Below are 24,586 nucleotides of genomic sequence, written 5' to 3'. Positions count from 1 at the left end.
GCCTTCAGCCGTTGAATCGGGCATCGCGTTTCTCGACGAACGAGTCGCGTGCTTCCTGAGAGTCCAGTGAGCGGTAGGCTTCGAGGGTGAAGCCCTGCTCCCAGCGGTATTTGTCTTCCAGATTGCCGTCTTCGATGCCGCTCAGGGCCTCCTTGGCCAGGCTGATCATGCCGGGGCTCTTGGCGGCGATGGTGCGGGCGATCTGCAACGCCGCTTCGCGCAAGTCTTCGCGCTTGACCACCCGCTCCACCGCGCCCAGGCGGTAAGCCTCGGCGGCGTCGATGGCCTCGCCGGTGAAGTACATGTGGCGGACTTTCTGCACCGGGAACAGGCGCTGCAAATGCGCACCGCCGCCCATGGCCCCACGATCCACTTCCGGCACGCCGAAGGTGGCGCACTCGGACGCGACGATGATGTCGGCGGCGCCGCAGATGCCGATGCCACCGCCCAGCACAAAGCCGTGCACGGCCACGATCACCGGTTTCGGATTGCGGTGGATCGCCTTGAAGCTGTCGTAGTTGCCCTTGTTCACCGCGACGATCAGATTGCCGTCGGCGGCCAGCTCCTTGATATCGACCCCGGCGCAAAAGCCGCGACCTTCGGCACGGATCACGATCACCCGCACGTCGCTGTTGCGGCCCAGGTTCTCGATCTCGCTGGCGATATCGGCCCAGCCCTGGCAATTGAAAGCATTGACCGGTGGTCGGTTGAAGACCAGTTCGGCAATGCCGTGTTCGATGCTGACGCTAAATGGTTTCATGGTTTCCTTCCTTCACAATGCATGGCCCCTTCACGACACACGGCGGCACAGCTCGCCCAGGCGCGCTTCGGCGTCGCGGACGATCTGTTCAATCAAATGGGCGCAGCTGGGCAAGCTGTCGATGGAGGCGGCGATCTGCCCGGCGGGCAACACGCCGGCGGCCGGTTGCCCGTCGACCATGGCTTTCTGGATCACCATCGGCGCGTTGGCGGCCATGATGCTTTGCGCGGCAGTCAGCTCACCGCTGCCGCGCATCTTCAGCGCGCTGCTCAACAGTTGCGTCAGGCTCATGCCGGTATGGCGGCGGTAGGCCAGGCCACTCTGCAACGCCAGCAACAGGCGCTTGAGGCCACCGCTGTTTTCCAGCTGGTTGAGCAATTCGTTGCGGATCATTCGTTGTGGCATGCCGTCGATGGCGCGGCTGATGATGATCGCCGCCGGATCCTTGACCGCCAGGTAACGCGCCAGGGTCGCCTGGGGCACCGGACTGTCGGCGCACATCAGGAAACGCGTGCCCATGGCGATGCCTTCGGCGCCGTAGGCCAAAGCCGAAACCAGCCCCTTGCCGTCCTTGAAGCCACCGGCCGCCACCACGGGCACCGACACGGCATTGACCACCTGATCAAGCAGCATCGAGGTCGGTACGGAACCGGTGTGTCCCCCGCCCTCGCCGCCCTGTACGGTCACCGCATCGGCGCCCATTTCCACGGCTTTCTGCGCATGCTTGAGCGCGCCCACCGTGGGGATGCACACCACGCCGGCGTCCTTCAGGCGACTGATCATTTGCTTGCCCGGCGAGCGGCTGTAGCTGACCGCCCGGACTTTGTGGCGCAACACCAGCTCGACGATCTCGCCGGCATTGGCCTGGTACATATGGAAGTTCACGCCGAACGGCTGATCGGTCAGGCGCCGGGTCTCGATAATCGCTGCTTCCATCCGCTGCGGTTCGATGGTCGCCCCGGCGAGAAAACCGAAACCACCGGCATTGCCCGTGGCCGCCACCAGCTTCGGGTCGGCGACCCAGCCCATGGCGGTCTGGATGATCGGGTAGCGGCAACCGAGCAGTTCGGTCAAGCGGGTATTCAACGAGATCGCCATGTTCACGCCTCGCCCGTTTTGCGCTGGGAACTGGCCATGGCCTTGGCGTCGTAGCCGCCGAGGCGGTCGCCGGACACCAGTTCATTATGGGCATGGGCGAAGTGATGCAGGCCGAACACCATGTCCATGGTCGCGCGCTTGCCCATCAGGTCTTCGGCGTTGTTCACCGCTTGCTTGCTCAGTTGCAGGCCCAGGCGCGGCATCTGGGCGATGCGCCCGGCGATCTCGAGGGTTTGTTGTTCCAGCTCGTCGCGAGTCACCACCCGATTGAGCATGCCCATCTGATAGGCACGCGGTGCCGGCATGCGCTCGCCGAGGAACAGGAATTCCTTGGCGATGCGCGGATTGAGTTCATGCACATGGGCGAAATACTCGACCCCGGGAATACCCATGCGCACCACAGGATCGGCGAAGTAGGCATCCTCGCTGGCAACGATCAAGTCGCAGACCCAGGCCAGCATCAACCCGCCGGCAATGCACGCGCCCTGGACCATGGCGATGGTCGGCTTGGGCATTTCGCGCCAGCGGCGGCACATGCCCAGATAGACTTCCTGCTCCCGGGCATACAAAAACTCGCCGCCCGGTTTGTTCACATGGTCGTACCACAGGCTGGCGCGGTCGAAGGTCTTGTCGACGTCGCGGCCCGGGGTGCCGATGTCATGCCCGGCGGAGAAATGCTTGCCGGCGCCACGCAACACGATGACCTTCACTTCATCGTCATCGCAGGCCCGGCGAAACGCCGCGTCCAGCGCATAGGTCATCTGCGAGTTCTGCGCGTTGTGGAACTCGGGGCGGTTCATGGTGACCAGTGCCACCGCGCCACGCACCTCGTACAGCACCACCTGGGCCTGATTGTTATCGTTATCTTCAGCCATCACTTTTCTCCGCAACGCGTTGCTCAGCGTTGGCCTGGCGGGTTGTCTTTGAGTTGCAGGGCGCGCAGGTTGTGCGGGTCCAGGCGCTGGATCAGCTGCAACTGCTCGGCCGTCGGTGCTGCCGTGGTCGGGCAGTCATCCGGCACATGCAGCTCGAACCCGGTGTTGTCCTGGACTTGCGCCGCCGTCACGCCGGGGTGCAGCGAACGGATGCGCATCTGCCGCTGCGGACCCTGGAAATCCAGCACGCAGAGGTCGGTGATGATCAGTCGGATGTCGATGTCGTCCAGCGACCAGCCACGGGCCAGGCGGGCCGGGTTGTAACCGACCGAGGCGACCATATCGACCTCGCCTTCGACGAACACCCGGCGGTTATGGCTCGGCACGCAAAACGAGTTGGCGTGGCTGATCGAGTTGCCGGGAAAGCCGCGCACACCGAGCATCTGCGCCTTGGGTTTGGTGTAGTCGCCGATGCAGGAAATGTTCGCCTGGCCAAAGCGGTCGATCTGGGTCGGGCCGACCAGGGCATGGCGCTTGCCGCCCCAGACGTTGTCGAAAATCCGCGAGAAACCCATCCAGCTGTCGCGCTTGGGCTCGTAGCCTTTGCGCGCGCCCAACGGCACCGGTTCGGCCACCATGTAGGCTTCGGAGTCGGTCATCAGCAGTTGCGGATTGCTGGTCAGCATCGCCAGCGACGCCGCCAGGCGCGGGATCACGCCGATGCCGGAAGCCAACACTTCGCCGTCTTCGCGCCAGGCTTCAGAGGCCGCGCAAATCATCAACTCAGCAAGGCTGTAATCAGTAGTGCTCATCGAAAGGCTCCTTAGAAAATCGGCAACGGCAGTTCACGGATCGCAGCCAGGCCGCCGACCTTTTCCAGATACTGTTCGTGGGTGCAGTCGACGTAGTCGTGCACGTAACCCTGCCAGCCATCGGCCGCCTGGACCGTAGCGTTGTAGGCCTTGAAGTGCGCGACATCAAAACCGTACAGCGGCGCGCAGGAAGACGGATGTGCCCCGCCCGGCACGTGGGCCACGGCGGTCGTCAGGTTGCGCTCCCAGAACACTTGATGCGCATGGGCTGCGTCCTGATGGAAATGCTCGCTGTCGACCAGCTCATCGCAGGTCACGTAGCTGTGGGTCGCGGCCCGCACGAACAGGTCGTCCATGTAGTGATCCGGACCGCTGATCTGGCACACGCCGCGTTTGTCGGCGCGGTCGACATGCACCAGCGCCGCGTCGAGCTTCAGCGCCGGCATCGCCACCCAGTCCTTGCCGTCGGCATAGGGCGAGGCGATCAACTTGATCTGGCGGTTGTGGCGCAGCACATCGGTGCCCAGGCCCACCGCCGTCGGAATAAATGGCACATTCATCGCCGCCGCCCGTAGACCGAGCAACAGCATGCCTTCGTCGATCTCCATCACTTCCAGCGCCGCTTCCTGACGCGCCTTGCGGAAGTAAGGCTCCAGCGGAATGAAATCCAGGGACACGAAGGCGAACACCAGTTTCTTGATCTTGCCGGCCGCGCAGAGCATGCCGACATCGGCACCGCCATAGGCAACCACGGTCAAGTCCTTGAGATCCGAGCGCAGAATCTCGCGCACCAGCGCCATCGGCTTGCGGCGCGGACCCCAGCCACCAATACCGATAGTCATGCCGTCACGCAGTTGGCCGACAATCTCGGCGGTGCTCATTTGCTTGTCCATCGTCTTGTTCCTCATTGGCGACCGACACTGAAGTCGTGGCCCCAGTGGCTGACCACGGTGCTTTCGAACGGCGTGTGGCGGTCCCAGTCGACCACCAGGCCATCGCAGCCGTATTCCAGGTCAAACCCGGACGGGGTCTTGATATAGAAAGAAATCATCTGGTCGTTGGTGTGCTGGCCGAGGGTGGCCGACAGCTTCACGCCGTTGGCGTGGACGCGATCCAGGGCACGACCGACTTCGTCCAGCGTGTTGACCTCGACCATCATGTGCACGCAACCGTGGGGCATCGGGCACTCGAAAATCGCCAGCGAGTGGTGCCGGCCGTTGTTGCAGTGCAGGAAGTGAATGCGTTTTTGCGGCTCGGCCGGGTCCGGGGTGAAGCGAACTTTCATCAGGTCCGACAGGCCAAAGCCCATCACCTGTTCGTAGAAGTCACGGCAGCGCTCGAAGGCCGGCGCCGGCAATACGACGTGGCCCATGCCGAGGTCGTTGGTGACAAAACCTTTGACACCCACCGGCGAGACAAAACGGGCGAAGTCCTGCAACGGCCCCCAGAAGATTTCATGGCGATTGCCATCAGGATCGCTGAAGTGCACCAGCTCCTGAACCTTGCGCAACTCGGCCTCGACCGCGGTGCCACGGGTCACTTGCACGTCGGCCTGTTGCAACTCGCTGACCGCCTGCTCCAGCGCCGCCTTGCCAGCCACTTCCCAGCCGCAGACACCGAAGCCGTTGTCGGCGCTCTTCTGCACCAGGATGCGGTAGTGGCGCTCGTCCATTTTCAGGTACAGGTGCTCATCGTCATCGCTGCCGATGACCATCATGCCCAGCACCTGGCTTGCGTAGTGGCGCCATTGCGCCAGGTCGCTGGACAGCAGGGTGACGTAACCCAGACCACGGATATCCATGGATGCACTCCTCGTTTTTCTCAGGCGGTGCCGCCCTTCGGCAGGTGCCGGGGGAGACTTTATGTAGGGGCCATATGTAGGAGCTATTCAAACGGTTTCGGGGAGGGGCAACATCGTCCAATGGGACTAGCGGATTTGGTGGGGGTACGCACATCAAAACTGTAGGAGCGAGCTTGCTCGCGATGGTCGCCAACGAAAACGCTGATAGCCTGACACCACGCGGCGTTCTTTGGTGCATCGCGAGCAAGCTCGCTCCTACAGAGGGGGGGGTGGTGTTGCGGTTTTTATGCGGCCGGTTCGATTTGATCCAGCACTCGGTTTGCGGTGATCTCCGCCAGCATCACGCTATTGGAAATACCCAGCAGGGCATTGCGATCACCGCCCTCCAGATGATCCACCAGTTGATGCACCATCACATCCACCGAGGCCAGGGTCTCGACCAGATAGACCACCAGGGTTTCGGTCGTGGCCTCAGGGTCGACGGTAAACAGCGTGCTGATTGTACGAGGGGTGGCTTTGATGTCGGCGGTCGAGGGGAAGTGGTAAGCGAGGGCACGCTCGGCGGCCTCGTTGAGTTTTTTGGAATCGGGGCTTTCGTAGGGTGAGGCTGGATCGGTGTCCGGCGGATTGGGTGTGACTTTGAACATACGCTGGCTTTCCTGATTGGGTGCCCACCCACTTGCTGCTAAACGAGAGGGAGGCAGCTGTACGCAGGTTAGCAGACCGGGGAAGCTAGCAAAGCCGGCGCGCCCGAAGGCGCCCTGCGCACAGCCACCATCGAGTGCAGGCATTGGAATACCTGACTGACAGCGCTTGTGCACCTTGCTTATAACCCCGGGCTGCTAAACCCGATCACTGATGGGCAGTGATGCGAATCAAGTTACCGAGGGCCCCCAAGGCGCACAAGCCGGCGGATTCTGGCGTACCTGTAGGCAACGACGCAAGGCGTTGTAGCTTTCATCAAGTAACGCTGACAGCCGTTAAACAGGCGCTGCTCAAAGGCCAAATCGGTAGCTGGAGCTGTCCCCAAAACCTGTGGGAGCGAGCTTGCTCGCGATGGGGCCATACCAGTCAACATCGACGTTGAATGTAAGACCGCCATCGCGAGCAAGCTCGCTCCCACAGGGGGTATGCGGTGGTCAATATTGGTGCAGGCATAAAAAAACGGGCCTTGGGGACCCGTTGGAAAGTGGGCCTGACGTCCGTGCCAGACCTGAAATGCGATCAACTGTGGGAGCGAGCTTGCTCGCGATGGGGCCATACCAGTCAACATCAATGCTGAATGTAAGACCGCTATCGCGAGCAAGCTCGCTCCCACAGGGATAGTGTGGTGTTCAAGCTCTAGTGGCTTGCCTATCAACCTTTGCGGAAGTGCGGAATCACCTTCTCGCCAATGTTCTTCAAAGTCTCCAGCTGCGCCCACTGCGGCACGGTGCCCATCTGGCAGATGAACAGGATTTCGTCGGCGCCGGCATCGATCAGGCGCTGCACGTAGCCGATGCAATCCTCGACGGTGCCGTAGGCGTGGTTCGGGTTCATCATGGCCATGGTCGGGTCGGAGAAGTCGACGCTGACTTCTTCCGAGGCGAAGCGCGACTTGATCACGCTCTGGCCATTGCCATCGACGTAGGTGTCGTCTTTCCACTTCTCCGGGTCCGGACGCTCGCCGCCGCCGTACCAGTAACCCAGGGACTCCATGAAGTAACGCTGACCACGGATACCGATGCGGCGCGCTTCTGCGTTGTCGTCCAGCACGATGGCCGGGCACAGCGCGGCGATGTGACGGTTAGGGCGGAAGCCCACTTGTTTCTTCTCATCGCGGTTGTCGTAGGCCGTGTGATACACCTCGACCTTCTTGGCGATCTCTTCCGGGCCACCGAAGCCCAGCACCAGAGCGCCCATGCCACGACCGCCGGCATTCTTCAGCGACTCGGAGTTGGTGCACGCCAGGTACATTGGCGGGTGCGGGTCCTGGTAAGGCTTTGGGTGGATCGGGCGCTTGGGGATCTGCACGAAGTCGCCGTTGTGCTCGATCTCGTCCTGCACGAACATTTTCGGGATCAGGTACATCATCTCGTCGATCTGCGGCTGCAAGGTCGCCAGGTCGTAGCCGAAGGTGCCAGCTTCCTGCTGGGTGCCGCCCTTGCCCACGCCGAAGTGCACACGGCCCTTGGACAACAGGTCGAGGGTGGCGATGCGCTCGGCGACTTTCACCGGGTGGTTCATCGCTGGCGGCAGGCAGACCACGCCGTGGCCGATGCCAATGCGTTCGGTTTTACCGGCCACGAAAGCCAGCATGGTTTCTGGCGCGGACATGTGCGAGTAGTTGCTCAGCGCGGTGTGTTCCACGCACCAGAAGGTGTCGAAGCCGAGCTTGTCGGCGAGCACGGCCTGCTCGACGGTATCTTCGAAAATCTTGCGGTCGCCTTCACGGCTGGAATCCACCGTCTGGGCTTCGTAAATCAGGGAAAATTTCATGGTTGATCCTTGTACTTGTTTGGATGCGCAGTCGGCGCCGTAGACCTTCGCCTTGCGCCCATGCTCGGGTATTGGCAGGGCGCTCGAATCACGCAAACGGACTAGCCCGATTCAGTAAAAAAGTCAGAGGAAAAAGTCGCTGCTGTCCTGGCCCATACTGACCCCGCCAAGGTTCCAGGCGTACTTGGCCGGACTGTTGGCGACGTGGGCACGACCGGTGTGAATGTCGCGGAAGGCGCGGTTGATCGGATGGCTGCGGAAGATGGTCGAAGCACCGCTGTTGAACATCAGATCACCAACGGCCTTGGCGCACTTGTCGGCCACCAGCGCCGAGTCGTAACGCATCTTCACCCGCTCAGGCATGCTCAGCGGCTCACCCTTCTGCGCCCGCTCCAGCATCAGCGCGAAGTTGCGATGCAGCACGGTCTTGCACTCGTCGACGCAGACCATGGCATTGGCCAGCGCCGCTTGCGCGGCCGGGTCCTGGACCATTTTGCGACCGTCATTGACCCCGACTCGCGCACGGTTGTGCTCGACAAACTGATCCACCGCGCCTTGCAGGGCACCGATGGCCGAAGACGAGACGGCACGCACGAAAATCTGCCCGAACGGCAGGCGGAACAAGGGCGCGGTGTTCACTTCGTTGCCCGGACTGTTCTGCATGAAACCGTCGAACGCGCGATGGGTGCGGTACTCGGGAACGAAGGCGTTTTCCACCAGAACGTCGTGGGAGCCGGTGGCTTCCAGGCCCATGACGTTCCAGTTGTCGATAATCTGGTAGTCGCTGCGCGGCACCAGGAAGGTCCGGTAATCCGGCGCTCCGCCCGCCTCTGCCGGCGGCACCAGCGCACCGAGGAACGCCCAGTCGCAATGCTTGCTGCCGGAAGAAAACCCCCAGCGTCCGCTCAACTTGAAGCCACCGTCAACCCGCTCGACCTTGCCCACCGGCATATAGGAAGACGAGATCAGCACGCTGGAATCGCTGCCCCAGACATCCTGGGCCGCGCGGTCGTCGAACAGCGCCAGTTGCCAGTTGTGGATCGCTACCACCCCCAGTACCCAGGCCGAGGACATGCAGCCTTCGGCAAGGGTCATCTGCACGTCGAAGAAATCCTTGGGCTCCAGCTCATAGCCTTCCCAACGGGACGGTTGCAGGATGCGAAAGAACCCGGCGTCATGGAAATCCTTCAGGGTTTCTTCAGGCAACTGGCCTGCTTGCGCAGCGTTCAGGGCGCGTTCACGCAGGATCGGCACCAACTCACGAGCACGTTGGCCCAGACGCTGGCGAATCAGGTCTTGGTTGAGCATTTTTATTGTTCTCCTTTGTTCACCCCATCCGCCGGGGCGCGCGTGCAACGGGGCGGGTGTAGCGCCCCTACACTGGCATTCAAGCAATGCGCAACAGGGTGGACATCCCTCAAACGGACCATGTGGGGTTGGGAAACAGTCTTTTGGAGGTGAATCTGAAAGGGGGTGTTGGCTAACAGGCCGTCTTCGCGGGCGAGCCCACATTGGACCCCCTGTTTTACTCGGGACTTGTGGCCACTGTAGATCCCTGTGGGAGCGAGCTTGCTCGCGATGGCTATGTGTTGGGCGCATCTGTTTTGATGGTGTACATATCCGTTTTAGCGGTTACGGCCGCTATTGGTTCCGCCCTTATGGCGGGTCACTTGGAAGAGCCCCAAGTAACCAAGGGCTTTTGCCCCTGACATTCGGTGCCTCGCTGTGGCTCGGCATACCCTCGCTCCGGTCCTGCTCCGTGGGCCCGCCGCCATCGGCCATCCATGGCCGGCGGCGGCTAACCCGGCATCCATGCCGGGTTGCCCACTGCGCAGAACCTGCGCTCGGCCTCACGAGGGGGCGTGTACCGCCACAGCGCCCGAGGCGGCCTACCGGCCGGCCTGTTTGCCGGGGTCGTTCGTCTGTTATGTATTTGGTCGACTGGCAGGCCGCTATCGCGAGCAAGCTCGCTCCCACAGGTACTCAGTACATCCGCAAGATTTCAGCCGGCTGGCAGGCCGCTATCGCGAGCAAGCTCGCTCCCACAGGTACTCAGTACATCCGCAAGATTTCAGCCGGCTGGCAGGCCGCCATCGCGAGCAAGCTCGCTCCCACAGGTACTCAGTACATCCGCAAGATTTCAGCCGGCTGGCAGGCCGCCATCGCGAGCAAGCTCGCTCCCACAGAAGAGCAGAGGCAAAGCGGCGTACACCCATGCTTCTCACCACTCATCAGGCCGAGCGTTAGCTCGCCTGCAGCTCTTGATCTTGATCCACCCGCCCCCTCGGCAGGCTGAGTGGAGGTGTTTATCCGGGGATTGGCGCGCAGCGCCGTTCGACGCAGTCGAACTCATTGCATGTAGGTCGAAGCGAAGCCGACCGGAGGGCAATGCCCCCGGATGAATACCGCAGCGAAGGAACCCCGAGCCTCAGCGAGGGGCCGTACGTAAGGGGCGAGACCTTTTGGTTCCTTTTGGCTGGGCCGGCACTCCGGGCGTTTGCCAAAAGGGACTCGCCGTAAGGGCGAAACCATAAGCCGCCGTTACCGCAGCAACGGATATGTACTCAATCAAAAAAGCGCCTGGTCGGCCCAGAGGCCGCCAAGGCCTAGTCCCCTCGGACGATGTGACGACTGGACGTCAGAGCAAGAATCCATCGCACTCCCCAACCAACAAAAAGGCCCAGTGCGATGAACGACGTCAATCTCAAAGCCGACATGCTCCAGGCCATGCGCCGCCTGGCCAAGTCCGTCACCATTATCAGCACCAGCAACGGCTCCGAGCGCTTCGCCATGGCCGCCACCGCGGTCGACTCCCTGAGCACCGAACCGCCATCGCTGCTGATCTGCGTCAACAAGACCGCCTCGCCCCACGCCGCACTGGCGACCGGCGCCGACTTCTGCGTCAACATCCTCGGCGTCGAACAACAAGACCTGGCCAACCTGTGCAGCGGTGCGATCAAGGGCGAAGCGCGCTTCGACCGTGGCAACTGGCTGACCAGCCCCGGTGGCATTCCCTACCTGGGTGACGCGCAGTCGGCGATCCTCTGCCGCCAGGACGGCCACTTCAGCTACGGCACTCACACCGTGTTCATCGGTCGCATCCTGCAAATCCACACCACAGCCGAAATCACCCCGCTGGTCTACCTCGACGGCAGCTACACCACCACCGCCAAACCCGCACCTTCTCTCGCTGCTGCTGGCTGAGGCCCGAACATGAACAGCCTGAACGGGTTGACGGCGTTGCGAGTGAACAGCGCCGACCAGTTGCCATGGGATGATCGCTGCGATTTGCTGATCGTCGGGTTTGGCGGTGCCGGCGCCTGTGCCGCCATCGAAGCGGCCAATCGAGGCCTCTCGGTGCTGGCCCTGGATCGCTTCGAAGGCGGCGGCGCCACGGCGCTGAGCGGTGGCGTGGTCTATGCCGGCGGTGGCACGCCGTATCAGCGCCAGGCCGGCTATGAAGACACCAGCGACGCCATGTTCAACTACCTGCGTCAGGAAGTCGGCGAAGCCGTCAGCCATGAAACCCTGAAGGACTTCTGCGAAGGCAGCCGCGAGCAACTGGCCTGGCTGGAGCGACAAGGCGCGGCCTTCGAGGCCAGCGTGCCGCCGCATAAGACCTCCTACCCGAGTGACCAGTACTACCTCTATTACTCCGGCAACGAAGCCGTGCCGGCCTATGCCGCCAGCGCCAAGCCGGCACCCCGTGGCCACCGCACCAAAGGTCCGGGAATGTCCGGCGCCAGTCTGTTCGCCCCGCTCAAGGCCAGCGCCTTGCGCCACGGTGCACGCCTGCGTAGCCAGTGTGAAGTGCGACGTCTGGTACTCGACCTCGACGACAAGGTCATCGGTGTCGAAGCCTGGCAATTGCCCTCCGGCAGCCGCGCAGCCAAACAACATGCGCGTCTGTCGCGCTGGGCCGCTGCCATTCATATGTACGCCCCGGCCTTGGCCGACCGCTTGCGCGCCCGTCAGCGCCGCATCGAACAGACCAGCGCCATTCGCCAATTGATACGTGCCGAACAGGCGGTGTTGCTGAGCAGCGGCGGTTTTATCTTCAATCGCGATCTGGTGCGCCAACACGCGCCGCAGTATCTGGCCGGCCTGCCACTAGGCGCCACCGGGTGCAACGGCAGCGGCATCGCCCTGGGCCAAAGTGCTGGCGGCAGCGTGGCGCGGATGGACAAGGTCAGCGCCTGGCGATTCATCAACCCGCCACTGGCCTGGGCTCGCGGGCTGATCGTCAATGCCCGTGGACAACGTTACGCCAACGAAGAAATCTACGGCGCGACCCTCGGCCATGCGATGGTCGAGGAGCAGGACGGCCGCGCCATTCTGATTCTGAATCGGGCGCTGGTTCGAGAAGCACTCAGTCAGGTCGGCCCCGGCAAAGTCTGGAATTTCCAGCGCCTGCCGGTGCTGCTCAATCTGCTGTTCAACGCCAAACGCAGCAACAGCCTCGCCGGCCTGGCCAAACGTTGCAACCTGCCGCCCGAACTGCTGCGCCAAAGTGTCGAACGCTACTCCCGAGCAGCACGCGGTGAGGTCGCCGACGAGTTCGGCAAATCCGCCGCGATGCTCGCCAACCTCGAACACGGCCCGTGGTACGCCCTCGACTTGTCTTTCGACAGCAAACTCTTCCCCTGCCCGGTCATCACCCTGGGCGGGCTGAAGGTCTGCGAAGGCAGCGGTCGGGTACTGGACCACGCCGGCCAGCCAATAAGCGGCCTGTACAGCGCCGGCCGCAATGCGGTCGGGGTCGCGTCCAACCTGTATGTCTCCGGCCTGTCCCTGGCCGATTGCATCTATTCCGGTCGCCGGGCTGCCGCCCACGTGGCCGACCAATTCGCACTTCAAACCGCACGATCAGGAGAACAACAATGCAACGTGTAGAAGGCAAAGTCTGCATCATCACCGGCGCCGCCAGCGGCATCGGTCGCGAAGACGCCCTGCTGCTGGCCCGCGAAGGCGCCAAGGTGGTGCTGACCGATCTCAACGAAGAGGCTGGCCGTCAGGTTGCCGCCGAGATCGGCAGCAACGCGCTGTTCATCCGCCACGACATCGCCAGCGAAAGCGACTGGCAAAACGTGGTCAAAACCACCGTGGAACACTTCGGTCGCCTCGACGTACTGGTCAACAACGCCGCGATCCTGGCCCTGGGCAGCATCGAAGACACCACCCTGGAGCTGTGGCAGAAGGTGCAGAAGATCAACGGCGAAGGCTACTTCCTCGGCTGCAAATACGCGATCCAGGCGATGAAGGAAAGCGGTGGCGGCTCGATCATCAATATGTCGTCGGTCGCAGCATTGGGCGCCATGCCGATGTTCTGCGCTTACTCGGCGTCCAAAGGCGCCGTGGCGGCGATGACCCGTTCCATTGCCCTGCACTGCAAGCAGCAGGGTTACCGCATTCGCTGCAACAGTGTGCACCCGGACGGTGTGAACACGCCGATGACCCAGGCCCTGGTCGGCGGTCAGCCGATCCCCCAGGAAGCGCTGGACCAGGACCCGATGAACCGCATGGCCGCGCCACGGGACATTGCCAACGTGGTGCTGTTCCTCGCCGCCGACGAGTCGCGCTTCGTCAACGGTGCCGAGATCCGCGTCGACAACGCTCAACTGATCAGCGGGCTCTGAGGCCGAGGTGAACATGGGCACGCAACCACAGAACCTGACCCCGGCCGAACACACGACGGCAAGTGTCTCATTGCAAGTGTGCGCGGTGATCGACGAGACCTTGGATGCGCGCTCGCTGGTGCTGGACGTACCGCCAACCCTGCGTGAGCGCTTTCGCTACAAACCGGGCCAGTTCCTGAGTTTTCGCGTGCCCTTGGCCGGCAAGCTGTTGACCCGCTGCTATTCCATGGCCAGCTCGCCCCTCGCGGATGCGCTGCCCAAGGTCACGGTGAAGCGGGTCGACGGTGGCCGGGTGTCGAACTGGATGAACCAAGTGCAGGTCGGCGACTGGCTGGAAGTGCTGCCACCGGCCGGGCACTTTTGCCTGGACCCGCAGCACTCGGCCGACACCGACAGACCGTTGGTATTGTTCGGCGGCGGTTCGGGCATCACCCCGGTGTTTTCCATTCTCAAGTCGGTGCTGCACAGCAGCCGGCGCTCGATCAAGTTGATCTACGCCAACCGCGATGAGGCATCGGTGATTTTCAAGGACGAGCTGTGCCGGTTGATCAAGGCGCATCCTGATCAACTGCACGTGGTGCACGTCCTCGATTCGGTGCAAGGCTTCCTGACGGACCATCAGGTCCGTCATCTGCTGCGCGGATCGGCCGGCGGCGACTACTTCATCTGCGGGCCGGGGCCGTTCATGGACACCGTGGAGCGCACGCTGCTGGCACTGGGCGAAGCGGCCGAGCGGATCCATGTCGAACGTTTCGTCTCACCGCCAGACCCGGATGAGCTACTGGCCGAAGAAGCCCTCGCCCGCGAGGCCGCGATGGGTTCCCACTGTGAAGCATTGATCGTCGAACTTGATGGCGAGCAACACCCAATAACCTGCCAGCCGGGTGACACCCTGCTGCAAAGTTGCAAGGCCGCCGGCCTGGATGTGCCGTCGTCCTGTGAAGAAGGTTTCTGCGGGGCGTGCATGTGCGTGGTCAAGGAAGGCGAGGTTCAGTTGGCGCGCAACGATGTGCTGACGCCCAAGGAGCTGGCCGACGGTTGGACACTGGCCTGCCAGAGCCGACCGACCGGTGCCCGGGTACACCTGAAATTCCCGGATTGAGACTGCGCGTAAAACTGTAGGAGCGAGCCTGCTCGCGATGGACGTCAACGATAACGCGCCCTGTCTGAATGAACGCGGTGCCCAGTCGTTTTTCGCGAGCAGGCTCGCTCCTACAGTTGATCGGTGCCAGACGGGGGATCTATTGCTTAGTCTCATTGGACGATCACCCAGGCCCGGTCTGCAGTTAGACTCGGCCACAGCATTAGCCCACAACAATAAAAGAGGTGCAGTTATGGCTCGTTTGCAGAATAAGGTCGCGGTGGTTACCGGCGGCGCTTCGGGGATCGGTCTGGCCTGCGTGCGCCGTTTCGCGGCTGAAGGCGCGCAAGTGGTCGCCCTGGACATCGGCAGCGCACCGGCAGACTTTCCCGGCCTGTTCATGACCCTGGACGTACGCGACGAAGCGCAGGTGCAGCAGGTCATGCAAGAAGTCGTCAGCCGCTTCGGGCGCATCGACGTACTGGTCAACGCCGCCGGCGTCGCCGACCAGGGCAGCGTGACCCAGACCACCACCGCCGCCTGGCAACGGGTGATGGACATCAACCTGACCGGCAGCATGCTCACCAGCAAATACGCGCTGGAATCGATGGTGTCGCAACGCGGCGGCTCGATCATCAACGTCGGTTCGATCTTCGGCCTGCAAGGCTGCGACGGCAACGTGGCCTACAACGTGTCCAAGGGCGGCATCAACCAGCTGACCCGCTCGATGGCCATCGACTACGGCTACGCCAACATTCGCGTCAACGGCCTGTGCCCGGGCCTGATCGAAACGCCGATGACCAGCATGGTCCGTGACAATGACGCGTTCCACGCCTTCTTCGCTTCGCAACACATGCTCAGCCGCTCCGGGCAACCGGAAGAAGTGGCCAACGTCGCGCTGTTCCTGGCCTCGGACGAAGCGTCCTTTGTCAGCGGCCAGATGATCGCCGTGGATGGTGGGTTCTCCGCCGGTCGCCGTTTCGCCCCGCCCGCCCAGTAATTCGCAATCCGGCCGGGCGCTCTGCCTGGCCCACTCCCTTTTTCGTACATGTCTTCTAACCGGGGAGGCCCCATGCCGCCTGTCGCCACCGCACTGACCATCGCTCAACTGTTCGCCAACGCTGCCCAGGCCTACGGCGACCGCCCGGCCATCGAGGATGCGGGCCACAGCATCAGCTACCGACAACTGGACCAACTGCGCCGCCAGGCGGCTCGCGCACTGCTGGCCCTCGACGTACAGGTCGGGGACCGCGTGGCGATCTGGGCACCCAACGTGTGGGAGTGGATCGTTGCGGCTGGCGCCCTGCAAAGTGTCGGCGCCGCCCTGGTGCCGCTCAATACCCGGATGAAGGGCAGCGAGGCCGGCTACATCCTGCGTGAAAGCGGCACCTGCGTGCTGTTTGCCATCGGCGAATTCCTCGGAACGGACTACCCCGGCATGCTGGCGTCGGAAGACCTGCCTGAGCTGCGCCACACCGTCAGCGTGCGCGGCGCCAACTCGGGCACCCTGGCTTGGGAGCGGTTTATGGATCTGGCGGCCGACGTGCCGCACCTGGCCTTGCGCACCCGCGAACAGAGCGTTGGCCCGCAGGCCTTGTCCGACGTGCTGTTCACGTCGGGCACTACCGGCAAGCCCAAAGGCGTGATGACCAGCCACGGCCAAAACCTGCGCATCGTGCGCGACTGGAGCGATATCGTCGGTTTGCGCGAGAGCGATCGCTACCTGGTCGTCAATCCGTTCTTCCATTCCTTCGGCTACAAGGCTGGTTGGCTGGCGGCGTTGATGCGCGGTTGCACCCTTCTGCCGCAGCAGGTTTTCGACGTGCAGGCGGTGCTCGAATGCGTGCAACGCGAACGCATCACCGTGTTGCCCGGGCCACCGACGTTGTATCAATCGTTGCTGGCCCATCCGCAACGCAGTGAATTCGACCTGAGCTCCTTGCGCGTGGCGGTGACCGGGGCGGCGGCGATCCCCGTGGAGATGATCCACCGCATGCGCGACGAACTGGGATTCGCCACTATCGTCACCGCGTATGGCCTGACGGAAGTCTGCGGTTTCGCCACGATCTGCCGCGCCGGCGACTCAGCGGAACTGGTCGCCAACACCAGTGGCCGGGCGATGCCGGGAGTGCAAGTGCGCTGCGTCGGCAACAGCGGTCGCAGCCAGCCGGCCAACATCCCCGGTGAAGTGCAGATCCGCGGCTACAACCTGATGCAGGGTTATCTCAACAACCCCGAAGCCAGCCAGGAAATACTCGACGCCGACGGCTGGCTGCACACCGGCGACATCGGCATGCTCGACGAACAGGGTTACCTGCGCATCACCGACCGCCTCAAGGACATGTTCATCACCGGTGGCTTCAATGTGTACCCGGCGGAGATCGAACAGTGTTTGCTGACCTATCCGGGCGTGGCCCAGGCAGCGGTGATCGGCATTCCCGACGAGCGCATGGGTGAAGTGGCGATGGCGTTCCTGCTGCCCGCGCCCGGGATGGAAATCGAGCAGGCGCGGTTCCTCGCCTGGTGCCGTGAGCAGATGGCCAACTACAAGGTCCCGCGTCGGGTGCATGTGTTGCAGAGCATGCCGATCAATGCGGCGGGGAAAGTGACGAAGAATGTGTTGAGGGAGTGGGCGTTACAACCAGCCGACTAAACGCAATCCCTGTGGGAGCGAGCTTGCTCGCGATGGCGGAGTGTCAACCAACACCCATGCTGGATGTGCCGGCCTCATCGCGAGCAAGCTCGCTCCCACAATGTTCCAGGGTGTACACAAATTCCCCGCCCGACGCAGATCAACTGTGGGAGCGAGCTTGCTCGCGATAGCGTCAGGTCAGTCAACAGCGATGTTGAATGTTCTGCCGTCATCGCGAGCAAGCTCGCTCCCACAGGGTTTTGTGTATGCCGAGATGACGGAGTCAGACCACCCGCGCCGGATGCTGCCGGCGTGGATCACCGAGCATGGCGCGATGGGACGGTGGCTGGCGGCCTTCGACTTCGCTGATGCCATAACCCGGCGCGACTTCGGCCGTGATCAGGGTCTGTCCGGACAACGCCATCAACTGCGGATCATTGAGCAAGGCATGAATCACCCGCCCGTTGAATTGCGGGGTTTCGGCGTGGGCCAGGAACGCCTGGTACTGCTCGCCATGCTGTTCACCGGCAATTTTCGTGCGTTCGGTCAGTTGCGGACCGAGCCACAGCGACAGCGCCGCCACACCCTGCCCTTCGAAATCGATCGCCATGTCCGCCGCCAGCTTGTCGACCCCGGCCTTTTGTGCGCCGTAGGCCGGGCCATGCATGTAGCAGCCGGCGCCGAATGACGAAGTGAAGCAAATCAGCCCTTGGGCACTTTTGAGCAACAGCGGCGCCGCGTAGAAGCTGGCGATGTAGGCCGAGCGCAGGCCGACGTCGAGAATGCGCACCAGGTCCAGCGGTTTGGCCCAGAACGGCCCCGGCTCGATCAACCGGTCGTGGATGAACGCGGCGTTGTTGACCAGCAGATCCAGATGCCCGCACTCATCTTCCACACGGGTAAACAGCGCCTGAACCTGGGCGTCATCGGCGTGGTCACAAACCACCGCGATACCGCGCCCACCGGCGGCGGTGATCGCCGCGGCGGTGTCCTGCAGCGAACCGCGCAAGGCATGCCCGTACAAATTCGACCCGCCCTGCTCAGGTGCACGACCGGTGACATACACCGTCATGCCTGCCGCCCCGAGGGCCAGGGCAATACCCTGCCCGACTCCGCGACTGGCGCCGGTCACTACGGCAATCTGTGGACGCTGACTGTTCATTCGACACTCCCAAACAAGGTCTTGGCCGCAGCGGTTTCGCTCTGGCGCTTGATGTGATTGGCCGCCAGATAACCGAAGGTCATGGCCGGGCCGATGGTCGAACCGGCGCCCGGATAGGTGCGGCCCATCATCGAGGCGGCGCTGTTGCCGATGGCGTACAGGCCGTTGATCGGTTCTCCGTCTTCGTGCAACACGCGGGCGTGCACGTCGGTCAGCAGGCCACCTTTGGTGCCGATGTCGCCGGCATCGATGCGCACGGCGTAGAACGGCCCTTTGAGCAACGGCGCCAGGCACGGATTGGGTTGCACGTTGGGGTCGCCGTAGTAGCGGTCGAACAATGATTCACCCTTGTGGAAGTCCTCGTCGACGCCCTGCACGGCCATGCCGTTGAAGCGCTGCACGGTGCGCACCAGCCCGCCGGCGTCGACACCGATTTTCGTCGCCAGTTCTTCCAGGCTCGACGCCTTTTGAAAGTAATCACGCAAATGCTCGGGCAATTGCCAATCGCGCTGGGCATAGCCCGGCAGCAAGGCGCCGCACGGGTATTTGCGGCGGAACTCGGCGTCGAACACCATCCAGCACGGCACGCTCGCGACACCTTCGCGGTTGTTGGCGTACATCGCGTAAACGATATCGGTATAGGGCGCGGCTTCATTGACGAAACGCTCGCCCGCCGCGTTGACCATCACGCACCCCGGCAAGGTGCGTTCAACGAACAGCGCACGCTGTTTTTCTTCGCCCTTGACGTAAGTGGTTGGCGCCCACCAGCTGTGTTCCATCAACGCGGTCCGCGCGCCAAGGGCCTGGCCGGCGCGAATGCCGTCGCCGGTATTGTTCGGCGGCGTGGCACTCCAGTTCGCCTGGGACGGCTGCGGCAGGTACTGCTCGCGCATCGCCTGGTTACGCTCGAAACCACCGGCGGCAATGATCACCCCGTAACGCGCCTTGACGTTGAGCAACTGACCGTTGCGATTGACCCGCACCCCGCCGACCCGCTCGCCGACCAGCAGTAGCTCTTCGAGTGCACAGTTGAGCCACAGCGACTTGCCGCGATCCTGCAACGAACAGCGCAAGGCGCCGATCAAGGCATTGCCCAGGGTCAGGAAACGGTCGCGACGGGACAAGCGCCGCCCCTCGCGATCACGCCAGTAGCGCCACATCACCCGCAGGGTCAGGCGCAACCAGCCGGGACCACGGCACAGCAGCACCTGCGCCTCTTTCATGGTCATCGCCATGCGCCCCATCATCAGGGTGCCGGGGGACGGCGCGCGCATGCGCAAAAATTCTTCGCCCAGTTCGGCGGCATCGAACGGTTGTGGATCCATCGAGCGATAGCCCGGTTTGCCGCCCTCGACTTCCGGGTAGTAATCGGCGTAGCGCGGTTGCGCCTCGAAGCGCACGCGGGTGTGTTTTTCCAGGTACTCGACCATCTCCCGGCCGTGCTCGACATAGGCTTCGATGCGCCCGTCATCGATCTCGCCATGGGTCACGGCGCGGATGTAGGCAATCGCTTCGGCCGCCGAATCACTGCCGCCAAGGGCCTTGATCCGGTGGTTGTCGGGGATCCAGATGCCGCCACCGGACACCGCCGAGGTGCCGCCATATTCGCCGCTCTTCTCGATCAGAAGTGCATTCAGGCCCAGGTCATGGGCGCGCAGTGCAGCGGTCATGCCCCCGGCTCCCGAGCCAATCACCAACACATCACAGCACTCGTCCCATTTGATCCCGGCAGCGTTCATGCGATTACCCTTGTTCAGCGCCCATCAGGCAGAAACCGCCACCGCCGGATCTTCGCCCGGTGCAGTCGGTCTCGGGATTGTTCGCCGCGCGCGCCAGGTGTTCATCGTCCAAGCGGACTAAGGCGAAGGCCGCCCCCTGATCTCCTACACAGTTCCTACGGCGATCCGGTGTGTGCCGTTCCCCTGCAAATCGCTTAGTCCGCTTGGACGATGTTGCGCACAAGTCGTGACTCCATAGTCGTCCACAGCACCAATCATCCCCCCTGAAATGCAGGTCGGGCAGGTCTGACCTGGGCCATGAGGACGACATGATAAAAACAATAATCGCCCCACCAACACAGCACCCTCGCACACAGCTTGTTCTATTGATGCTGGCTGGCGGACTAAGCGCTCACGTTAACGCCATGAGCTTTCAGCCAAGCGAAGACTTGAGCATCGACTGGGACACCACACTGACGTACAGCCTCGCCTGGCGGACCGAGGCTCGCGATCACAAACTGACCGCGAACGCTAACGGCAACGACGGCGACAACGCGTTCGACAAAGGCAGCCTTATCAACAACCGCAGCGGCTTTCTCACCGAAGCCAACATCAAGTGGCAGGACGACTACGGCGTGTTCGTCCGGGCGACCGGTTTCTACGACAACGTCTACGATCAGGACAACGACAACACCACCGGCACCTCGAACTGCTTCGCCGGCGGCCATTGCAGCCAGCCCGACCGTTTCTCCCAGGACACCATCGACCAGCACCGCAATGAATTGCGCATGCTCGATTACTACGCCTATGGCACCTGGGACGTTAGCGGTCACGCCCTCAACGCGCGCCTGGGTAACCAGGTGGTGAGCTGGGGTGAAAGCTTGTTCTACCCGGGTATTTCCGCGGCCCAGAGCCCGGTGGACGCGACCAAGGCGACTACCCCTGGCGTCGAGGTCAAGGAAATCCTGCTGCCAGTCGGCCAACTGTTCACCCAGTTCGCCCTGACCGAAAGCCTGGGTATCCAGGCCTACTACCAATACAAGTGGGAGAAAACCGAGCTGTTCGGCGTGGGTAGCTACTTCTCCACCACCGACTTCATCGATGAGGGTGGTTTCAACGACGCCTCCGGTTTTGTCACCCGTCTGAAGGACGACAAACCGAGCGACAGCGGCCAGTACGGTCTGGCCTTCACCTACGCCGCCGAGTCGCTGAAAAACACCGAGTTCGGTATCTACTACTCGCGTTATCACGACAAGACCCCGTCGCTGGATTTCGCGACGACGCTGGGCCGCTACCAGGTGCGCTACTTCGACAACATCGACCTGTTCGGCGCGAGCTTCGCCACCGTGCTGGGCGACGTCAGCTGGGCCGGTGAAGTCAGCTACCGCGACGGTACGCCAGTGATGGTCGACAACGGTTTCTCCAGCCCCGTGCGCGGCAAGACCGTACAAGCACAAACGTCGATGATCTACGTGCTCGGCCCGACCTCTTTCGCCGACAACACCACCCTGACCGGCGAGGTGGTCTACAACACCGTGGTCAGCAACGACAAGTCACAGCCAGTGACCCTGGCCCCTGGCTTCGCGCTGCCGGGCACCGACAGCCTGGTCTATGACCGCGATGCCTGGGGCTACACGGTGCAGGCGAACTTTGACTACAACAACGTGTTCAGCGGATGGGACATGTCGGTGCCTGTCACCTTCAGCGCCGCCGCCCACGGCGACAGCTCGATGGTCGGCTCGATCAACGCCGGCCAGAACGATAACCGCGCCAGCATCGGCAGCTCTTGGCGCTACCTCGGCAACTTCACTGTCGAGGCCCGCTACAACGCCTACCTCGGCAACGCCAATAACAGCCCGTTGGCCGACCGCGACAACGTCGCGCTCAACTTCAAGTACCGGTTCTGATTCCCCGATCGGAGGAGCACAGCATGTCCAGATTCACCCAAACAGTATTGAGCACCGCGCTGACCGTCGGCCTGCTCGGCAGTGGCCTGGCCTACGCCAAGGTCAGCCCCGAAGAAGCCGCACGCCTGGGCCAGGACCTGACCCCGATGGGCGCCGAAAAAGCCGGCAACGCCGACGGTAGCATCCCGGCCTGGTCCGGCAAATGGCGCGGTCTGCCACCGGGCCTCACGTTCGGTGGTGCAGGCACGCCGTACCCGGACCCCTATGCGTCTGAAAAACCCTTGTTCACCATCACTGCGCAGAACATGGACCAGTACGCCGCCAACCTCACCGACGGCCAGAAAGCTTTGTTCAAGCGCTACCCGGACTCTTTCAAGATGCCGGTGTACCCGAGCCATCGCGACTTCCGTGTCGATCAGCTCACCGAAGACGACATCAAGAAAAACGCCCTGAACGCAGAGCTCACCAACGACGGCAACGACACCAGCAATGCCTTCGGTGCCTCGCCTTTCCCGATTCCGAAGAACGGCAACGAACTGATCCTCAACCACACCATGTCAGGGCGGTCCTTCACCGAAGAGGCCGTCTACCAACAGGCAGTGATCTATCCCGACAAAAATCGGGTGACGGAGAAGGTCGACTACAAGATCTTTTCGGTGTGGGCCGACCCCCAAAAGACCCTGGACACATCCGGTGGCATCCTCACGCACTTTTTGCTCACCACCCTGGAGCCCGTGCGCAAGAAGGGGGAGATCGTCGTCGGTCACGAGTTCATCAATGCCACCGCCGAACCTCGGCAAGCCTGGCAATACTCGCCGGGTCAACGCCGCGTGCGCCGCGCGCCGACCGTCGGCTACGACTCGCCCAGCGGTGCGGGCGGCTTCCGGGTCTATGATGAAGATCGCTTGTTCAACGGCGCCCCGGATCGCTACAACTGGTCCATCGTCGGTAAAAAAGAGATCTACATTCCGTACAACAACTACAAGATCGACCAGCCTGACGTAAACATCGAACAGATCCTGTCCACGACCGGTCACATCAACCCGCAGATCATGCGCTACGAGAAACACCGCGTGTGGATCGTGCAGGCCACGCTCAAGCCAAACGCACGGCACCTCTATGCCAAGCGTGTGCTCTACCTGGACGAGGACAGCTGGCAGGCCGCCCTGGCAGACAACTACGACAGCCGTGGGCAACTGTGGCGCACCAACATGCAAACCTCGATCTACGCCTATCACATCGAGCGTTTCCACTCCCGTCTGGGCATCTACCACGATTTGATCGCCGGCTCCTACCTGGTTGACCGGATGCTGGTCGATCAGAAACCGGCCAAGCTCAACGCCACCGCCTTCACCGAAGACGAATTCACCCCTGGCAACCTGCGCAAACTCGGCACCCGCTAAAACCTCAGCGCCCCGACCGATTCATTCGGTCGGGGCATTGTGCTGTGTAAAATCCGCTCCTTCCACGGAAGACTTCTCCATGAACAAACTCCTCACCGGCATCATCGCCATGGTCAGCGTTGGCCTGTCGATGCAAGCCAACGCCCTGGACATCCTGCTGACCAACGACGATGGTTGCCGCGCACCCGGCATCGATGCGATGTACCGCGCCCTGACCGCTGCCGGACACAAGGTCACCCTCGTTGGCCCGTTGAACGACAGCAGCGGCATCAGCGCCGCCAGCGTGGTCGTGCCCGACCAGGCCCTGGCGGTGACCGAACTGGCGCCGGGCAAATTTTGCGTCGGGCCGCCGCAGGGCTACATCCCGCCCGCTGGCAAGACGTCCGCCATCGGTACGCCGGTGGATGCAGTCAACGTCGGCCTCGATGTGATCCTCAAGGATTCGCCGCCAGACCTGGTGGTGTCCGGCAGCAATTTTGGCGAAAACGTCGGCCCGCTGACGCAGATGTCCGGCACCCTCAACGCGGCCGTGCGCGCGATGTTCAAAGGGATTCCGGCGGTGGCGGTGTCCACGGCGATCGACATGGACCTGATCATCCGCGACCAGCAGGCGGGCTATCGCAAGACTCTTGGCGCCATGGACGACACGGCGCGGTTTGCCGTGAAGGTGATCGAACAGGCGAGTCTGGCCGGTACCGAAGCCAGACAGGCCTGCGCCAAAAACAAACAATCGTGCGAGCTGAACGTGCTCGGCCTGCCGGGTGTCAGCGGCTTGAACCTCAACTACCCGCCGCTGAAACCCGAGGAGGTCAACGGTGTGAGCTTTGCCCCGATCGGCAATTGGGATCGGGTGAACTTCACCTCACAACGCGGCGCCGACGGCGTGGTCCACGTCAACCTGGCCCCCCCGTCGACACCGACCGAAGTCCAGCAAAAGGCCGATGCCTATCAACTGTGGCAAGGCCACGCGGTGATCACCGTGATCGACGGCAACATGACCGCACCGCAGGCGGTGCAGGATCAGGCGAAGAAGACGTTGCGCGGGATCAAGCCTTAAGCCAGCGCGGAACGGTGTTAATCACAAAACCATTGTGGGAGCGAGCTTGCTCGCGATGAGGCCGGCCCATTCAACATCGATGTCGCCAGACACTCCGCCATCGCGAGCAAGCTCGCTCCCACAGGGTTACCGGGTGTACGCAACATCTGCGAACAACCATATTTAC

At 62.6% G+C, this 24,586-nt stretch carries 22 protein-coding genes; 11 read left to right on the top strand and 11 right to left on the bottom strand.

Annotation, left to right across the window (positions count from 1 at the left end; translation table 11 throughout):
* Positions 1–4: 4 nt before the first annotated feature.
* From ACM6IK_RS17640 to ACM6IK_RS17600, 9 genes are all read right to left on the bottom strand, one after another.
* The gene (locus ACM6IK_RS17640) at positions 5–760 is read right to left on the bottom strand and encodes an enoyl-CoA hydratase family protein (RefSeq protein ID WP_414875362.1); all 756 of its coding nucleotides are present in this window, start codon (positions 758–760) and stop codon (positions 5–7) included.
* 30 nt (positions 761–790) lie between these two features.
* Positions 791–1,858 carry an NAD(P)H-dependent flavin oxidoreductase gene (locus tag ACM6IK_RS17635; protein ID WP_414875361.1) on the bottom strand — a complete coding sequence of 356 codons (1,068 nt, stop codon included), beginning with the start codon at positions 1,856–1,858 and terminating at the stop codon, positions 791–793.
* Between the two features lie 2 nt (positions 1,859–1,860).
* Positions 1,861–2,733, bottom strand: a complete 873-nt coding sequence (locus ACM6IK_RS17630; protein WP_414875360.1) for an enoyl-CoA hydratase — start codon at positions 2,731–2,733, stop codon at positions 1,861–1,863.
* Positions 2,734–2,756: 23 nt separating this feature from the next.
* Positions 2,757–3,545: a CoA-transferase subunit beta gene (locus ACM6IK_RS17625; RefSeq protein WP_414875359.1), complete on the bottom strand. Its 789-nt coding sequence runs from the start codon at positions 3,543–3,545 to the stop codon at positions 2,757–2,759.
* 11 nt (positions 3,546–3,556) lie between these two features.
* Positions 3,557–4,438 (bottom strand): CoA transferase subunit A, encoded by an 882-nt coding sequence (locus tag ACM6IK_RS17620; protein ID WP_414875358.1) that lies wholly within the window; start codon positions 4,436–4,438, stop codon positions 3,557–3,559.
* A gap of 11 nt (positions 4,439–4,449) precedes the next feature.
* Positions 4,450–5,346 (bottom strand): VOC family protein, encoded by an 897-nt coding sequence (locus tag ACM6IK_RS17615; RefSeq protein WP_414875357.1) that lies wholly within the window; start codon positions 5,344–5,346, stop codon positions 4,450–4,452.
* Positions 5,347–5,630: 284 nt separating this feature from the next.
* Complete coding sequence (locus ACM6IK_RS17610; RefSeq protein WP_414875356.1) at positions 5,631–5,993, bottom strand: DUF6124 family protein; 363 nt, start codon at positions 5,991–5,993, stop codon at positions 5,631–5,633.
* A gap of 709 nt (positions 5,994–6,702) precedes the next feature.
* The gene (locus ACM6IK_RS17605) at positions 6,703–7,824 is read right to left on the bottom strand and encodes an LLM class flavin-dependent oxidoreductase (protein ID WP_414875355.1); all 1,122 of its coding nucleotides are present in this window, start codon (positions 7,822–7,824) and stop codon (positions 6,703–6,705) included.
* 123 nt (positions 7,825–7,947) lie between these two features.
* A complete protein-coding gene (locus tag ACM6IK_RS17600; protein WP_414875354.1) occupies positions 7,948–9,132 on the bottom strand; it encodes a flavin-dependent monooxygenase in 1,185 nt (394 codons plus the stop codon).
* Positions 9,133–9,751: 619 nt separating this feature from the next.
* Between ACM6IK_RS17600 and ACM6IK_RS17595 the strand changes: the two genes are divergently transcribed.
* The 7 genes from ACM6IK_RS17595 (at position 9,752) to ACM6IK_RS17565 (ending at position 17,194) form a co-directional block, all read left to right on the top strand.
* Positions 9,752–10,120 carry a hypothetical protein gene (locus ACM6IK_RS17595; protein WP_414875353.1) on the top strand — a complete coding sequence of 123 codons (369 nt, stop codon included), beginning with the start codon at positions 9,752–9,754 and terminating at the stop codon, positions 10,118–10,120.
* A 392-nt stretch (positions 10,121–10,512) separates the two neighbouring features.
* A complete protein-coding gene (locus tag ACM6IK_RS17590; protein WP_414875352.1) occupies positions 10,513–11,028 on the top strand; it encodes a flavin reductase family protein in 516 nt (171 codons plus the stop codon).
* 9 nt (positions 11,029–11,037) lie between these two features.
* The gene (locus ACM6IK_RS17585) at positions 11,038–12,717 is read left to right on the top strand and encodes an FAD-binding protein (RefSeq protein ID WP_414875351.1); all 1,680 of its coding nucleotides are present in this window, start codon (positions 11,038–11,040) and stop codon (positions 12,715–12,717) included.
* Entirely contained in the window at positions 12,705–13,460 is a 756-nt protein-coding gene (locus ACM6IK_RS17580; RefSeq protein WP_414875350.1) for a glucose 1-dehydrogenase, read from the top strand. The genes ACM6IK_RS17585 and ACM6IK_RS17580 overlap by 13 nt, the downstream gene beginning before the upstream one ends.
* Positions 13,461–13,473: 13 nt before the next feature.
* On the top strand, positions 13,474–14,562 hold the full coding sequence (locus ACM6IK_RS17575; RefSeq protein ID WP_414875349.1) for a 2Fe-2S iron-sulfur cluster-binding protein: 1,089 nt from the start codon (positions 13,474–13,476) through the stop codon (positions 14,560–14,562).
* 232 nt (positions 14,563–14,794) lie between these two features.
* Positions 14,795–15,541, top strand: a complete 747-nt coding sequence (locus ACM6IK_RS17570; protein WP_414875348.1) for an SDR family NAD(P)-dependent oxidoreductase — start codon at positions 14,795–14,797, stop codon at positions 15,539–15,541.
* Between the two features lie 72 nt (positions 15,542–15,613).
* Positions 15,614–17,194 carry a FadD3 family acyl-CoA ligase gene (locus tag ACM6IK_RS17565; protein ID WP_414875347.1) on the top strand — a complete coding sequence of 527 codons (1,581 nt, stop codon included), beginning with the start codon at positions 15,614–15,616 and terminating at the stop codon, positions 17,192–17,194.
* A gap of 262 nt (positions 17,195–17,456) precedes the next feature.
* Here ACM6IK_RS17565 and ACM6IK_RS17560 read toward each other — a convergent pair whose 3' ends face one another.
* Both ACM6IK_RS17560 and ACM6IK_RS17555 read right to left on the bottom strand, forming a co-directional pair.
* Positions 17,457–18,335, bottom strand: a complete 879-nt coding sequence (locus tag ACM6IK_RS17560) for an SDR family NAD(P)-dependent oxidoreductase (protein WP_414875346.1) — start codon at positions 18,333–18,335, stop codon at positions 17,457–17,459.
* Positions 18,332–20,074, bottom strand: coding sequence for an FAD-binding protein (locus tag ACM6IK_RS17555; protein ID WP_414875345.1), 1,743 nt, complete (start codon positions 20,072–20,074; stop codon positions 18,332–18,334). The genes ACM6IK_RS17560 and ACM6IK_RS17555 overlap by 4 nt, the downstream gene beginning before the upstream one ends.
* Here ACM6IK_RS17555 and ACM6IK_RS17550 point away from each other — a divergent pair.
* The 4 genes from ACM6IK_RS17550 to surE all read left to right on the top strand — a co-directional run bounded on the left by ACM6IK_RS17550 (position 20,073) and on the right by surE (position 24,420).
* Positions 20,073–20,195 carry a hypothetical protein gene (locus ACM6IK_RS17550; RefSeq protein WP_414875344.1) on the top strand — a complete coding sequence of 41 codons (123 nt, stop codon included), beginning with the start codon at positions 20,073–20,075 and terminating at the stop codon, positions 20,193–20,195. The genes ACM6IK_RS17555 and ACM6IK_RS17550 overlap by 2 nt on opposite strands.
* A 187-nt stretch (positions 20,196–20,382) precedes the next feature.
* Positions 20,383–21,960, top strand: a complete 1,578-nt coding sequence (locus ACM6IK_RS17545; protein WP_414875343.1) for a DUF1302 domain-containing protein — start codon at positions 20,383–20,385, stop codon at positions 21,958–21,960.
* A gap of 23 nt (positions 21,961–21,983) precedes the next feature.
* Complete coding sequence (locus tag ACM6IK_RS17540) at positions 21,984–23,363, top strand: DUF1329 domain-containing protein (protein ID WP_414875342.1); 1,380 nt, start codon at positions 21,984–21,986, stop codon at positions 23,361–23,363.
* 79 nt (positions 23,364–23,442) lie between these two features.
* Complete coding sequence (surE, locus tag ACM6IK_RS17535) at positions 23,443–24,420, top strand: 5'/3'-nucleotidase SurE (protein WP_414875341.1); 978 nt, start codon at positions 23,443–23,445, stop codon at positions 24,418–24,420.
* Positions 24,421–24,586: the final 166 nt, after the last annotated feature.

Origin of the sequence: Pseudomonas sp. IT-196MI5, from assembly GCF_949767415.1 — a bacterium.
In the GTDB taxonomy this organism is placed as follows: Bacteria; Pseudomonadota; Gammaproteobacteria; order Pseudomonadales; family Pseudomonadaceae; genus Aquipseudomonas.
The sequence above is the reverse complement of the archived record's forward strand: the minus strand, read 5'-3'. Positions and strand labels throughout refer to the sequence as shown.

Excerpts from the sequence above, each read along its gene's own strand:
- ACM6IK_RS17640 (WP_414875362.1), bottom strand. The coding sequence starts at position 760 with ATGAAACCATTTAGCGTCAGCATCGAACACGGCATTGCCGAACTGGTC.
- ACM6IK_RS17635 (WP_414875361.1), bottom strand. The coding sequence starts at position 1,858 with ATGGCGATCTCGTTGAATACCCGCTTGACCGAACTGCTCGGTTGCCGC.
- ACM6IK_RS17630 (WP_414875360.1), bottom strand. The coding sequence starts at position 2,733 with ATGGCTGAAGATAACGATAACAATCAGGCCCAGGTGGTGCTGTACGAG.
- ACM6IK_RS17625 (WP_414875359.1), bottom strand. The coding sequence starts at position 3,545 with ATGAGCACTACTGATTACAGCCTTGCTGAGTTGATGATTTGCGCGGCC.
- ACM6IK_RS17620 (WP_414875358.1), bottom strand. The coding sequence starts at position 4,438 with ATGGACAAGCAAATGAGCACCGCCGAGATTGTCGGCCAACTGCGTGAC.
- ACM6IK_RS17615 (WP_414875357.1), bottom strand. The coding sequence starts at position 5,346 with ATGGATATCCGTGGTCTGGGTTACGTCACCCTGCTGTCCAGCGACCTG.
- ACM6IK_RS17610 (WP_414875356.1), bottom strand. The coding sequence starts at position 5,993 with ATGTTCAAAGTCACACCCAATCCGCCGGACACCGATCCAGCCTCACCC.
- ACM6IK_RS17605 (WP_414875355.1), bottom strand. The coding sequence starts at position 7,824 with ATGAAATTTTCCCTGATTTACGAAGCCCAGACGGTGGATTCCAGCCGT.
- ACM6IK_RS17600 (WP_414875354.1), bottom strand. The coding sequence starts at position 9,132 with ATGCTCAACCAAGACCTGATTCGCCAGCGTCTGGGCCAACGTGCTCGT.
- ACM6IK_RS17595 (WP_414875353.1), top strand. The coding sequence starts at position 9,752 with ATGTATTTGGTCGACTGGCAGGCCGCTATCGCGAGCAAGCTCGCTCCC.
- ACM6IK_RS17590 (WP_414875352.1), top strand. The coding sequence starts at position 10,513 with ATGAACGACGTCAATCTCAAAGCCGACATGCTCCAGGCCATGCGCCGC.
- ACM6IK_RS17585 (WP_414875351.1), top strand. The coding sequence starts at position 11,038 with ATGAACAGCCTGAACGGGTTGACGGCGTTGCGAGTGAACAGCGCCGAC.
- ACM6IK_RS17580 (WP_414875350.1), top strand. The coding sequence starts at position 12,705 with ATGCAACGTGTAGAAGGCAAAGTCTGCATCATCACCGGCGCCGCCAGC.
- ACM6IK_RS17575 (WP_414875349.1), top strand. The coding sequence starts at position 13,474 with ATGGGCACGCAACCACAGAACCTGACCCCGGCCGAACACACGACGGCA.
- ACM6IK_RS17570 (WP_414875348.1), top strand. The coding sequence starts at position 14,795 with ATGGCTCGTTTGCAGAATAAGGTCGCGGTGGTTACCGGCGGCGCTTCG.
- ACM6IK_RS17565 (WP_414875347.1), top strand. The coding sequence starts at position 15,614 with ATGCCGCCTGTCGCCACCGCACTGACCATCGCTCAACTGTTCGCCAAC.
- ACM6IK_RS17560 (WP_414875346.1), bottom strand. The coding sequence starts at position 18,335 with ATGAACAGTCAGCGTCCACAGATTGCCGTAGTGACCGGCGCCAGTCGC.
- ACM6IK_RS17550 (WP_414875344.1), top strand. The coding sequence starts at position 20,073 with ATGCGATTACCCTTGTTCAGCGCCCATCAGGCAGAAACCGCCACCGCC.
- ACM6IK_RS17555 (WP_414875345.1), bottom strand. The coding sequence starts at position 20,074 with ATGAACGCTGCCGGGATCAAATGGGACGAGTGCTGTGATGTGTTGGTG.
- ACM6IK_RS17545 (WP_414875343.1), top strand. The coding sequence starts at position 20,383 with ATGATAAAAACAATAATCGCCCCACCAACACAGCACCCTCGCACACAG.
- ACM6IK_RS17540 (WP_414875342.1), top strand. The coding sequence starts at position 21,984 with ATGTCCAGATTCACCCAAACAGTATTGAGCACCGCGCTGACCGTCGGC.
- surE (WP_414875341.1), top strand. The coding sequence starts at position 23,443 with ATGAACAAACTCCTCACCGGCATCATCGCCATGGTCAGCGTTGGCCTG.